Source organism: Flavobacterium sp. (assembly GCF_044373165.1).
GTDB lineage: Bacteria > Bacteroidota > Bacteroidia > Flavobacteriales > Flavobacteriaceae > Flavobacterium.
This window is the reverse complement of sequence record NZ_JBILQL010000072.1, coordinates 1-12,677: the sequence shown is the minus strand read 5'-3', so window position 1 is coordinate 12,677 and position 12,677 is coordinate 1. Positions and strand designations below refer to the sequence as shown.

At 37.4% G+C, this 12,677-nt stretch carries 12 protein-coding genes and 1 tRNA gene; 5 read left to right on the top strand and 8 right to left on the bottom strand.

Features of this window, described 5'->3' with window-relative positions; genetic code table 11:
- The coding region (locus ACIQ32_RS09390) for an aminotransferase class V-fold PLP-dependent enzyme (protein WP_396195430.1) at window positions 1-1,094 on the top strand (1,094 nt) is incomplete at its 5' end.
- An 8-nt stretch (window positions 1,095-1,102) separates the two neighbouring features.
- Here the strand turns inward: ACIQ32_RS09390 and ACIQ32_RS09385 are convergent.
- Window positions 1,103-1,975, bottom strand: coding sequence for a lysophospholipid acyltransferase family protein (locus ACIQ32_RS09385; protein WP_396195429.1), 873 nt, complete (start codon window positions 1,973-1,975; stop codon window positions 1,103-1,105).
- Window positions 1,976-2,090: 115 nt separating this feature from the next.
- Here ACIQ32_RS09385 and ACIQ32_RS09380 point away from each other — a divergent pair, with 115 nt between their 5' ends.
- Together ACIQ32_RS09380 and ACIQ32_RS09375 are read left to right on the top strand one after the other, a co-directional pair.
- On the top strand, window positions 2,091-2,720 hold the full coding sequence (locus ACIQ32_RS09380; RefSeq protein ID WP_396195432.1) for a rhomboid family intramembrane serine protease: 630 nt from the start codon (window positions 2,091-2,093) through the stop codon (window positions 2,718-2,720).
- A 50-nt stretch (window positions 2,721-2,770) separates the two neighbouring features.
- The gene (locus tag ACIQ32_RS09375; RefSeq protein ID WP_396195428.1) at window positions 2,771-3,469 is read left to right on the top strand and encodes an SIMPL domain-containing protein; all 699 of its coding nucleotides are present in this window, start codon (window positions 2,771-2,773) and stop codon (window positions 3,467-3,469) included.
- Between the two features lie 73 nt (window positions 3,470-3,542).
- On the opposite strand, the gene ACIQ32_RS09370 is transcribed toward ACIQ32_RS09375, so the two are convergent.
- The 6 genes from ACIQ32_RS09370 to ACIQ32_RS09345 form a co-directional block, all read right to left on the bottom strand.
- Entirely contained in the window at window positions 3,543-4,079 is a 537-nt protein-coding gene (locus tag ACIQ32_RS09370) for a hypothetical protein (protein ID WP_396195427.1), read from the bottom strand.
- A gap of 399 nt (window positions 4,080-4,478) precedes the next feature.
- Window positions 4,479-4,560, bottom strand: a tRNA-Tyr gene (locus tag ACIQ32_RS09365).
- 150 nt (window positions 4,561-4,710) lie between these two features.
- Window positions 4,711-5,121, bottom strand: a complete 411-nt coding sequence (locus ACIQ32_RS09360) for a peroxiredoxin family protein (protein WP_396195431.1) — start codon at window positions 5,119-5,121, stop codon at window positions 4,711-4,713.
- 11 nt (window positions 5,122-5,132) lie between these two features.
- Window positions 5,133-5,870 (bottom strand): DUF4369 domain-containing protein, encoded by a 738-nt coding sequence (locus tag ACIQ32_RS09355; protein ID WP_396195426.1) that lies wholly within the window; start codon window positions 5,868-5,870, stop codon window positions 5,133-5,135.
- Between the two features lie 81 nt (window positions 5,871-5,951).
- Complete coding sequence (locus tag ACIQ32_RS09350) at window positions 5,952-7,364, bottom strand: rhodanese-like domain-containing protein (protein ID WP_396195425.1); 1,413 nt, start codon at window positions 7,362-7,364, stop codon at window positions 5,952-5,954.
- A gap of 64 nt (window positions 7,365-7,428) precedes the next feature.
- Complete coding sequence (locus ACIQ32_RS09345; protein WP_396195423.1) at window positions 7,429-8,211, bottom strand: sulfite exporter TauE/SafE family protein; 783 nt, start codon at window positions 8,209-8,211, stop codon at window positions 7,429-7,431.
- Between the two features lie 208 nt (window positions 8,212-8,419).
- Here ACIQ32_RS09345 and ACIQ32_RS09340 point away from each other — a divergent pair, with 208 nt between their 5' ends.
- Window positions 8,420-10,381, top strand: coding sequence for an endonuclease (locus ACIQ32_RS09340; protein ID WP_396195422.1), 1,962 nt, complete (start codon window positions 8,420-8,422; stop codon window positions 10,379-10,381).
- Here ACIQ32_RS09340 and mnmE read toward each other — a convergent pair whose 3' ends face one another.
- Entirely contained in the window at window positions 10,382-11,791 is a 1,410-nt protein-coding gene (gene mnmE, locus ACIQ32_RS09335) for a tRNA uridine-5-carboxymethylaminomethyl(34) synthesis GTPase MnmE (protein ID WP_396195421.1), read from the bottom strand.
- A gap of 136 nt (window positions 11,792-11,927) precedes the next feature.
- Here mnmE and ACIQ32_RS09330 point away from each other — a divergent pair.
- Window positions 11,928-12,677: universal stress protein (locus ACIQ32_RS09330; protein ID WP_396195420.1), on the top strand; the 750-nt coding region annotated here is incomplete at its 3' end.

Here is a 12,677-nt window from a genome sequence, read left to right as displayed (position 1 = left end):
CCATTCCCAAAGAATTAAAACCGATTGTTTTTATCTCGCACATGGAACACCATTCAAATCAAACTTCTTGGTTGGAAACCATAGCGGATGTTGTGGTAATTCCGGCAGATGAAGAGGGTTTACTATGCCTGAATGAGTTTAAATTTTTGCTGGATAAATACAAAGACAGAAGTTTCAAAATAGCTTCAATAACCTCTTGTTCTAATGTAACCGGAATCCAAACCCCTTATCACGAAGTGGCTAAATTAATGCACCAAAATAACGGAGTTTGCTTTGTGGATTTTGCTTGTTCCGGACCTTACGTTGAAATCAATATGCATCCCGATGAAGACAGTTATTTGGATGCTATTTTCTTTTCTCCGCATAAATTTTTGGGCGGACCCGGCACTTCAGGCGTTTTGATTTTTAATAAAAATCTTTATAAAAATAATGTACCTGATTGTCCGGGTGGCGGAACAGTATCTTGGACGAATCCTTGGGGCGAACACAAGTATATAGACAATATAGAAGACAGAGAAGACGGTGGTACACCGGGTTTTTTACAAGTCATTAAAACGGCTTTAGCCATTCAGCTGAAAGAAAAAATGGGTGTAAAAAACATTTTAGACAGAGAACACGAATTGGTTGACTATGTTTTTTCAGAATTGAGTACTGTTAGCAATATTCACATTTTAGCCAATCAGCATCAGGATAGGTTAGGAGTGATTTCCTTTTATATAGATGATTTACATTACAACTTAGGCGTCAAACTTTTAAATGATCGCTTTGGCATTCAAACCCGAGGCGGTTGCAGTTGTGCCGGGACTTACGGGCATTATTTGTTGCATGTTGACCAAGAAACCTCGCACGACTTGGTCTGTCAAATTACCTCTGGGGATTTGATTAAAAAACCGGGTTGGATTAGAATGTCTATTCACCCTACTACTACAACAGAAGAAATACAGTTGGTTTGCGAAAGCATTAAAGCTTTGTCACAAAACCATAAAGAATGGGAGAAGGATTATGAATACAATCCTAAAACAAATGAGTTCCTTCACAAAAATGCGAAACAGTCTGAAAAAGAAATGGTGAAATCTTGGTTTAACCGAAGCTGATATTGTAACTATTTCTTCTTGTGTTTCCAACGTTTGTGCGTCCACAAATAGAATTCCGGTGCTTCAAGAATTTGTTTTTCCACTCGGCGTAAGAATTCATCTGAAATTTCATAATCCGGAACTTCAGTCGGATGGTCAAACAAGGGTTCGAAAGTGGCTTCGTAATAGCCTCGTTTTATCTTTTTGACTTTCAAAAAAATCACATTCATGTCGAATCGTTTGACCAACATTTCGGCACCGGTGTGAATTGGCGTTTCTATTCCCATGAATGTTCCCCAATGGTGCGTTTTACTCAATTGAGGCGATTGGTCACTGGCAAAACCGTAAAGACCTAAGCGGTTGTCACGGTGATTTTTTTCTATGGTTGGAATTGTTTCTCGAGTAGTTATTAAAACAGCTTTAAATTTTAGTCGGATGTCTTTGACTAATTTGTTGAAATGGGTATTGGAAATTTTTTTGTAAATCGCATAACTGGTTAAAGAACTGAATTTATTTAAGGAAATCGCCCATTCATAACTGGCATAATGCGCCATCATTACGGCTATACTTTTTCCTTGTTTTTCCATTTCCATTAATGTTTCCAAATTGGTGAAGGTAAAACGTTTATCAATTTCTTTTTCCGACATTGACATCGTTTTTATCATCTCCAGAAACATATCACACAAATGATGGTATGATTTTTTTTCAATAATTAAACGCTCTTTTGGACTTAAATGTGGTAAAGCATTGGCTAAATTTTGGCGAACCGTCTTTTTTCGGTAACCAATAATGTAATATACCAATCCATAAACCATATCCGAAACTATGTATAGTATTCGAAAAGGTAAAATGGAGATGAACCAAATAACAGGATATAACAGAAAAAATACCAGTAATTGCATGAAACTAATTTTAGGCAAATATAAAGTTAAAAGCGATTTTATCCGAAACCTGAGGAAGTATTATTATTTTTACGCAGTAGTCTTTGTGTTTAATATAAAAGAACTTCCTTATTTTATGGGTGACGAGTTTTTATGGGGTTTGATTATTGCCAATGTTTTAATCAGTTTTAAAGGATTTAACGATGCTCTTTTTTACAGAAAATACCTTTTTCATGTAGGTAGCATCAGAGCCGGAGAGCAAATTAGAATGATCAGTTCAGGATTTTTGCATGCGGATGAGATTCATTTGGCTTTTAACATGATTACCCTATATTCATTTGCCCCGATTGTAAGTGTCTTTTTAGGCGGTTGGTCATTTTTACTGATTTATTTCGGGAGTTTGATTTTTGGGAATTTACTAACGATGGTTATTCATGGTCATAATTACAGTTATAGTGCCGTTGGTGCTTCCGGTGCAGTAACCGGGATAATTTATGCTGCTATTTTACTTTTTCCCCAAATGCAGATTTACGGTTTTATTCCGGGTTATGTTTTTGGAGTGCTTTATTTGATGTATTCTATTTACGGCATGAAAGCCAAAAATGATAACATCGGACATACAGCACATTTTGGAGGTGCTATCGGCGGTTATGTCATAACACTTTTGAAAGAACCCCTTTTGTTTCGTGAGAATACGATGTTAGTTATCGTATTGGCCATACCTATAGTCATACTTTTCGTGATGGCGAAAAGAGGGAAACTATAAGTGGCACAACTTTTGGGAACAGTCAATTATAATTTTAAATCAATCATATCATGAAAAAAACAGCAGTAATTTTGGCTTTGTTAGTGATGGGTATCACTCAGGCTCAAGTGCAAGAACAAAAGGCAATAGTTCCACAAATTTCGGTTACCGGAGAAGGTAAAATTAAAGTGGTTCCTGACCAGGCGGTGATTACTGTAGGTTTTCAAAATACCGGTAAAGATGCCAAAGAAGTCAAAACTTTGAATGATGAGGTAGTCGACAAAGTAATAAAGTTTTTAAAGAAGAGCGGTATTCCGGCCACAGATTACAAGACCAACAATGTTAGCTTAGGGAAGAACTATGACTACGAGAAAAAGAAATATAATTTCCAAGCTAATCAAACGTTAACGATTATGCTGAAAGAAATTTCCAAATATGATGAAATCATGATGGGTTTAAACGATGCCGGAATCAACAACATTCAGAGCGTAGAATTTAAATCGTCTAAAATGGAAGAGCATGAAAGAGAAGCCCGCAAAAAAGCGATGCTCAATGCCAAGCAAAAAGCCAATGATTACGTTAGTGTTTTAGGACAAAAAGTAGGTAAGGCATTATTAATTACCGATGCTTCTAATGTTTTCTTTCCACAACCTATGTATAAAGGCAATATGATGGCAATGGCAACAGAAGCTGATACGGTAAGAGAGACTTTAGCCATAGGCGAAATTGAAATCAACACTACAGTTAACGTAACTTTTGCTTTAGAATAGATAGTTCGAAAATTAAAACTAAAAATCCCGTTTTGAAAACTCAAAACGGGATTTTTTTATGTTTTTTGATGGGTTATTTTGGTAATGGAGCACCTACAGCAACACTACATACGTGTCCTGGTTGACCGTGTGGCGGATTCATACCCGGAGCAGTAGTAGTTTGGGCTGCATTTGGGTCTAGAATTGCCGGGGCAGTAGTGGTGGTTTGACTTGGTGTTGTAGTGGCGGCCGGCGTCACTTGTTGTACAATAGCGTTTCCTGCAGCTCCGTTTGTTTTGGCTTGTTTTGGTGAATTCAGTGGTGCTCCAACGGCAATATCACAGCGATGACCGGGTTGTCCGTGAGGCGGATTCATACCGGGTTTAGTTGCAACGGGCGTTTGCGTCATGGTAACGGCTTGATTCCCGTTAGCCACCGGTTGTTGGTTTTGTACGGGTGCATTTTGAACTATAGGTTGAGTGCTTTGAGCCGGAATAGGTTGCACTCTGGGCATGATAATTTCTTTAGGTTTGGCATCGGTGGTTGAAGTGCTTTCTTCATCTTCTTTTTTACAAGAAACAGTCAGTAAAGATAGGCTCAACAATGTGCTTAAAACAATTTTTGATTTCATAACAGGTACTTTTAGAAAATCAAAGATACTTTTTTTGAAGACATTACCAACAAAAAATCGAGTTGTTAATAGAATTCAATAAGTGTTAAAGTGGAATAATTAAAGTACAATGATGTACAATAACAAAAAAAGCACTCAAGTATACTTGGTGCTTTTTCCTTATTGATTTGTTTTGTGGGGAGAGCAGGATTGCTTCGCCATCCTTCAGCGCTACGCTCTGAAAATGCATAAAACAAAAAAACGCTCAAGTGAACTTGGCGTTTTTTATTATTTATACATTTATTCGTGGGGAGAGCAGGATTTTGCTGCGCAACATCCTCAAAGCGGTGCTTTGAAAACAAATCAAACAAAAAAAGCACTCAAGTATACTTGGTGCTTTTTCCTTATTGATTTGTTTTGTGGGGAGAGCAGGATTCGAACCTGCGAAGATGTAATCAGCGGATTTACAGTCCGCCCTCGTTGGCCGCTTGAGTATCTCCCCAACGCTTATAGCGACTGCAAATATAAAAACTGTTTTGGGCTTCACAAATAAAAAAGAAGATATTTCATCACTCTTTTTTTAAGCCCTTGGTAATAAATGGAATAAAAAAATCTCCCGAAGGAGATTTTTTATTCTTAGAAGTAAGAACTGTTATTTATTATTCAAAAGTTCTTGAATTTTGCGTTTCATTTCTTCCTGTGGCAAATCAATTCCCACCACTTTTCCGGATTCGTCTAACAAGTATGTGGTTGGAATTAAAGTCACGCCATACCGCTTTACTATCGGATCTTCCATTTCTTTTAAGTTGGAAACCTGTGTCCAAGTCAGTCCGTCTTTAGCGATAGCAGCTTTCCAGTCTTCGGCATCACTGTCTAATGAAACACTAATGATATTAAATCCTTTGTTGTGGAACTCATTATACAAAGCCACTACCTTTGGATTTTCTTTTCGACATGGCATACACCAAGAAGCCCAAAAATCAATTAGCGTAACCTTTCCCATACTTTGTTTTAATGACACTGTTTTTCCTTCGGGAGTTGCAGCTTTAAAGTCGGGCGCTATTTGATTAAGCTTTACGGTTGCTTTACTGTCGGTTTTTTTTTTAAAGCATCCAGATTTTCTTTGATAGCTTTTCCGGGTTTTGTCTTCTTAAGATTTTCGTCTAAAGAGTTGTAAATAGTCTCAACTTCTTTAGTAGTGAACTTAGGATTGTTAGCCATCATTTGAAGAATTAACACACTGATAAATGATTTCGGATGTGTTTTTGGGTAACCAAAAGTGAAATCAGTCATATCTTTTTGAATTAAATCATATTCTGATCTCAGTTTGTTCATGGCTACAGTATCATTGCTCTTTTGAGCATTTTCGATAGTCAATTTATTGCGTTGTTGGAAATCAGCAATTTTGGTTTTCAGCTTTTTTTGTATTTTTGCTGACTCTTCATTGAATTTAGTAAATTCTTCATTATTGTATGTTCCGGTAATTTTCGATTTTACAATACTGTCTTTATCAAAGGCTACTTCGATTTCTCCGCCTTCCAATATTAATGGTAGTTTTCCTTCGACTTTATCAACTTGAATAAAGTGAATTTCAGGCTCAGTAGTTTTTCCTTTGATTTCAAATTTACCGTCTTCAATTTTAACGGTGTCAATAGCTACGAATCCCATTCCCATTGGACTTTGTTTTTCCAAGAAAATCAAGCCGGTTTTCATGCCTTTTACATTACCACTAATGATATATTCACCTTCTGCTAAATTATTACAAGAGAACATTGCAACGGCTGAGGCTACAAGAAGAATTACTTTTTTCATTTTGTTGTTTTAAATTTTTAATGATTGCAAATGTATTTAAATTGCAATACTATAGCTTACTTTTTTTGTTTTTTTACAGAATTATTTTTTTGTAGAAGGACAAACAAATTGGGTGCAAGGGACAGTTGATTGTTTAATTCCGTTCATCCCTTTTTCAACATTTATTAAATTGTGTATGCCTCTCGATTTTAATATTGACGCCATGATGACTGAGCGATAACCTCCGGCACAATGCAGAAAAAAATCATGATCTCTGGGAACACTCTGAAAATTTTCGTTAATCGTGTCTAGTGGAATATTTAAGGCACCTTCTACGTGTTCCGCATCAAATTCACTTGGTTTTCGAGCATCAACCACTATACTTTGTGGGTTTAATTGTTGGGCAAATGCTTCCGGAGAAATTGAAGTAATGGAGTCAGTTTCAAATCCGGCTTCTTTCCAAGCGGTTATGCCGTCATTTAAGTAGCCCAAAACACCATCAAAACCTACACGTGATAGTCTGGTAATGGTTTCTTCTTCTTTGCCTTCCGGCGTAACCAAAAGTAGTTTTTGTGTAGTATTTCTCAGTAACGAACCTACCCAAGGGGCAAAATTACCTTGTATACCAATGAAAATTGAATTTGGTATGTGGGCTTTTACAAAATCATTTTCATGACGTACATCTAAAACAATTACATCTTCTTGGTTGGCTGCAGCTTCAAATTCTTTAGGCGAAAGTGCTATTTTACTGTTTTGGATGACAGCATCTAAACTTTCATAGCCTTTAATGTTCATTAACACATTTTGCGGAAAATAGGCCGGTGGAACTCCTAAACCGTCTAACAGTTCTTTGGTAAATTCTTCTTTGGTCATATCGGCTCTCAAGGCATAGTTCGTTCTTTTTTGATTGCCCAAAGTATCTGTAGTTTCTTTACTCATGTTCTTACCGCAAGCGCTTCCGGCACCATGACTCGGATATACAATTAAATCGTCACTCAGCGGCATAATTTTGTTTCGCAAAGAATCGAATAAATACGACGCTAATTTTTCTTGTGTTAGTTCTTCTGTCAATGCTTGTGCCAAATCAGGTCGGCCAACATCACCAATAAATAAAGTGTCACCCGTAATTATACCCTGTTGTTTGCCGTTTTCATCGGTCAATAAATAACAAGTGCTTTCCAAAGTATGTCCCGGAGTATGAATAGCAGTAATGGTGTAAGCTCCAACTTTGAACACCTGATTGTCTGTGGCAATTAAGGCCTCAAATTCTGGGTTTGCCGTTGGTCCGTAAACGATTTGTCCGCCACTTTTTTGGGCCAAATCTAAATGGCCTGACACAAAATCGGCATGGAAATGGGTTTCAAAAATATATTTGATTTTAGCGTTGTCTTTCGCTGCTTTATCTAAGTAAGGTTGCACTTCTCGCAACGGATCAAATATAGCAGCTTCTCCGTTACTTTCTAAATAATAGGCTGCTTGTGCAATACATCCGGTGTAAATTTGTTCAATTTTCATAACGCAATAATTTAATGCAAAGGTAAGGGGTTAATCATCAAAAGGCTTTTCCATTTAGAATACTTTAGGAAAACAATTCTTTGTAAAATATGATAAAAGCCATTAGTAAAATAAATATACCAAATATTTTTTTCAGAAGTTTTTCGTTGATAAACTTCTGAAAGTAAAGTCCCAAAAATATTCCCAACACCGATAGACCGGTGAATGTTAAAAGAAATGGCCAATCCATCTCAATGTTTTGCAAATCCCCCAAAAAACCAATCAAGGAGTTAATAGTAATTACCAATAGGGATGTTGCTATGGCTTTCTTAATGGTTAATCGAGCTAATTTTATAAGAGCCGGAACAATCAAAAATCCACCGCCGGCACCAATTAACCCTATTAAAACCCCAACAAAAAACAACTGTACTATAGTGCTTTTTTTACCGGTAATTTCGGGAACTGGATTTTCCTTTTTATTTTTCAACATCGACACTGCCGCCCAAACCATTACGATAGCAAAAATGATCATCAAGAAGGTAGCCTTCGTTAGTTGTAAAGAAGCAAAATAAAAAACGGGATCAGGTATTTCAGGAACCAAATATTTCCTGGTCAGATAAACGCCCAATACAGATGGTATTGCAAATTGAAAAGCACTTTTTACATCAATTAAATCTTTGTGAAAATTTTGAATGCTGCCTATGCCCGAGCTTGTACCCACTATGAACAAAGAGTAGGCAGTAGCAATTACCGGATTTAAATGCAGTACATATACCAAAATAGGAACGGTAAGGATAGAACCACCTCCACCGGTAATACCCAAAACTATTCCGATGCAAAATGCGCCAAAGTAACCTAATATTTCCATCAGAATTAAGATGATATAAGAAAGTAAAAATAGTGTATTTAATTCAAATTTGCGGCTATTTTTTGTGTGCTAAAATTCTGTAACAATTGATAGAATAATTAAGTTTTTTCTTTAATTGTTAGTCGAAGGCTGCTAAACTAATCATAAAATAAAGGAATTCACAGATTTAAACTTTTGATATCAATAAATTTGGACAAAATTTCAGTTAATGCTCAAAAAAATATTGTGCTATCTGTTGGTGCTGTCCACATCAATGATAGAAGCTCAAGTGATTATCAACGAATTTGATTCTGATAATCCAAGTACCGATGATAAGGAGTTTATCGAGTTAAAATCGACTGTGCCTAATTTTTCCCTCAATGGTTACGTCTTGGTATTTTTTAATGGTACCGGATCTAATGCTGATCTGAGTTATTATACTATTAGTTTGAATGGATTAACAACCGATGTTAACGGTTTAATTCTTATTGGTAACAATTTGGTTTCGCCTGTACCGGAGAGAATTTTCACCAATAGCTCCATTCAAAATGGGCCCGATGGTGTAGGATTGTATTTGGGTTCAACCAATGATTTTCCGGCTAATACAACCGCTACTACAGTCAATTTAATTGATGCTTTGGTGCATTCCAACAACATTACGCAAGTGCCTTCATTACAAATGCTACTGGGTGTTACTACTCAGGTCAATGAAAATGTAAACGGTTCCGGTACGACACAGTCTATCCAGCGCAAATTGGATGGTTCTTGGGAAGTTAAAACTCCAACACCGGGTGCTAACAACGATGGCAGTGGATTCATATTCAACGGAATTACCATTACGGTCAATACCAGTCACAAAAATGAAGGGGATAGTTTTGCCATAACTTTTACTACTGACAGTGTTGTTTCTAGTGATTTGAACTTTTCGTTTTCGCTCAACAATAGTGGTTTTACAACTGCCGATTACAGCGGAAATACTACTGTTGTTATTCCTGCCGGATCAAATACTTTTGTCACTACAATTACTTTAATTGATGATCTTTTAGACGAAGGGGATGAGGTTTTTAAAATAAAATTCGGGAACTTACCTTCAGGCTTTAACCGTCGCAATGACAATATAGAAATTAGGGTAATCGACAACGATTTTACGACTTTACCTTTCGGAACGCCCTTGAACCCAACATATGGGAATGTTACCAGCACTGCACCGGCGGGTTATTATGATGCTTTAGAAGGATTATCGGGCGCAGATTTAAAATTGGCTTTGCAGCAAATTATTGCTAACCCAACAGTAGTCAGAGCACATAATTATGGCGATGTTACTGATATATTAAGAGTAGCCGATCAAAATCCGCTCAACAGCAATCAAGTATGGTTGATGTATGTGGAAACACCTCGTGCCAAATTAGATTTTCAAACTACTTCAAGTAATGTTGGTTCTTGGAACCGAGAGCATATTTATCCGCAATCCCGTGGTGGATTTGCCAATGCAACCGATGATATTCCCGATGGAATCAATGTATGGCTGCCAACCAATGCCAACGACATTGCTACCGGTCATGGCGATGCCCATCATATTCGTGCTGAAGATGGTCCGGAAAATTCTTCAAGAAGCAACCGTGATTATGGCTTAACGGGTTATAACGGTCCGGTTGGAAACCAAGGTTCTTGGAAAGGTGATGTGGCTCGTGCCGTTTTTTATATGGCCGTTCGTTACAATGCACTCAGTGTAGTAAATGGTGATATAGCCGATACTACTGTGGGACAATTAGGTGATTTGGCTTCACTGCTGACATGGAATCAAACCGATCCGAGGGATGATTTTGAGATGAATCGCAACAATTACATTTATACTTGGCAATACAATAGAAATCCTTTTATTGATTATCCTTCATTGGCCGATTATATTTGGGGTGCTAACGTCGGACAAGCTTGGTCAGCTCCTTTGTCAACTGACCAAAATACAGCAATCAATGTCAATATTTATCCTAATCCTGCTAACAATCGCTTTACGGTTTATGGTATTACTACAGAGGCCACCATTACGCTTTTTAACAGTTTAGGGATGCAAGTTTTTGAACAAGAAATTATAGGCGAAACTACTTTAGAGCCTAATTTGTCTTCCGGAATTTATTTGGTTAGAATCAGTAGCGGTAATAAAACTACAACTAAGAAAATTGTAATCAAATAGTTATTTCCCGATACAAAAATTAGCAAAAATATTACCCAAAAGCTCGTCATTGGTCACTTCACCGGTGATTTCACCAAAGTAATACAACGCTTGTTTGATGTCGATAGCCATTAAATCAGACGATAGTCCGCTGTTCAAACCAAAAGTTACTTTTTGAATTTCTTCCAAAGCTTTCAACAGTGAATCATAATGGCGTGTATTGGTTACTATAGTTTCATTGTTGCGCAATGCTCCGGTATTGACGAACGATAGGAGTTGGTTTTTCAGTTCGTCTATGCCTTCTTTGTTTTTGGCGGAAATATATATAGTTGCCGGTTGTCGGTTGTCGGTTGTCAGTTGTTGGTTTATAGTTGAAAGCATTGCTTCAGCAATCAAATCTTTTTTATTGATGATGATTACTATAGGTTTTAATGGAAATTGATTTCGAATTTTTTCTATTTCAATTTTTACATCTGTTAGACTCTCAACTGATAACCGAGAACCGTCAACTAACAATAAAACCACCTGCGCTTGCTCAATTTTCTCAAATGTTTTTTTGATTCCGATACTTTCCACCACGTCTTTGGTCTCTCGAATTCCGGCGGTATCAATAAACCGGAATCCAATGCCGTTGATGACCAATTCATCTTCAATGGTATCACGAGTGGTTCCTGCAATGTCCGAAACTATGGCGCGCTCTTCGTTTAATAAAGCGTTTAATAAAGTTGATTTTCCCACATTGGGTTCGCCCACAATCGCCACCGGAATACCGTTTTTAATAACATTTCCTACTGCAAACGAATCGATTAATCTTTTTAAAACGAATTCAATTCGGTTGAGCAATGCTTTGAATTGTGTTCTATCAGCAAACGCTACATCTTCCTCGGCAAAGTCTAATTCGAGTTCAATCAGCGAAGCAAAATTCAACAATTCTTCTCGCAGCTTAGCAATTTCGTTACTAAAACCACCACGCATTTGTTGCATGGCAATTTGGTGACTGGCTTCATTATCCGAGGCAATCAGGTCGGCAACAGCTTCGGCTTGCGATAAATCGAGTTTGCCGTTTAAAAACGCTCGTAATGTAAATTCGCCTGCTTGCGCCATTTTACAACCTTTGCGCAATAATAATTGGATAATTTGTTGTTGGATGAAAGTCGACCCGTGACAAGAAATCTCAATCACGTCTTCTCCTGTGTAGGAGTTTGGGTTTTTAAAGACAGACAGCAATACTTGATCATACACTTTTCCATCCTCTACTATATGTCCGAGATGGATGGTGTGCGTTTTTTGCTTACTGAGGCTTTTCCCCGAAACCGATTGGAAAACTTGCTCGGCAATGGCAATGGCATCCTTACCCGACATTCGGATTACGGCAATCGCACCGGCGCCCGAAGGCGAAGCTAAAGCCACTATAGTTTCGTGAGCAATCATCTTTTCAATTTTGGGCAAAGTTAAGAAAACTTATCAAGTATATTTTAAATGCATGAAAGCAGTGTTTTCAATACTGATAATTGTCATTTTTACGGACAAATAATAGTGGTAACTTTGAGATAATTAAAACGATAGTATGAAAAAAATAGTAGTTCCCGTAGATTTTTCCGAAACTTCGGATAACGCTTTTGTGTATGCCTTGGAAATGGCCAAGCGAATAAAAGCGGAGTTGATTTTGTTGCATACATTTGAGATTCCTATAGTTGACAGTCAGGCTATGCCGATTGATTATGCCACGATATACAATACTATTGAACTGACCAATTTAGAACATTTCAGAGAAAAAATGCCCAAGTTACATGCCATAGCTGAAGCGCGAAATCTCAATCACATCGACATGAAACATATTATGATGGATGGCGATTTGTTGGTCAGTATTAAGAAAGTCATTGCTCAGGAAAATATTGATTTGGTAGTTATGGGAACCAATGGTGCCGAAGGTTGGTGGGATAGTTTTATCGGTACCAATACAGGTTCGGTTATTGCCGGAGTAGCAGTGCCGGTTTTAAGTGTTCCTGCCGGCGTTCAATTTCAAAAAATTGATACCATAGCCTTCACCACACGATTCCGTAAAAAAGACATAGAAGCTTTGATTAAAGTATTGTTCTATGCCAAAAGATTCCACGCCAAAGTCAAATGCTTGTATGTCAAAACACCTGATTCCGATGTGACAGATGATACCATTCGACGTTGGCAATCACATTTTGAAGATGAAGAAAGATTGCAGTTTTTTATCATTCCAAACGAAGATGTGAAAGAAACTATTGAAGACTTTTTGGTTAGTCAGGAAATTGATATGTTGGCTATGCTGACTTACAAGCGCAAT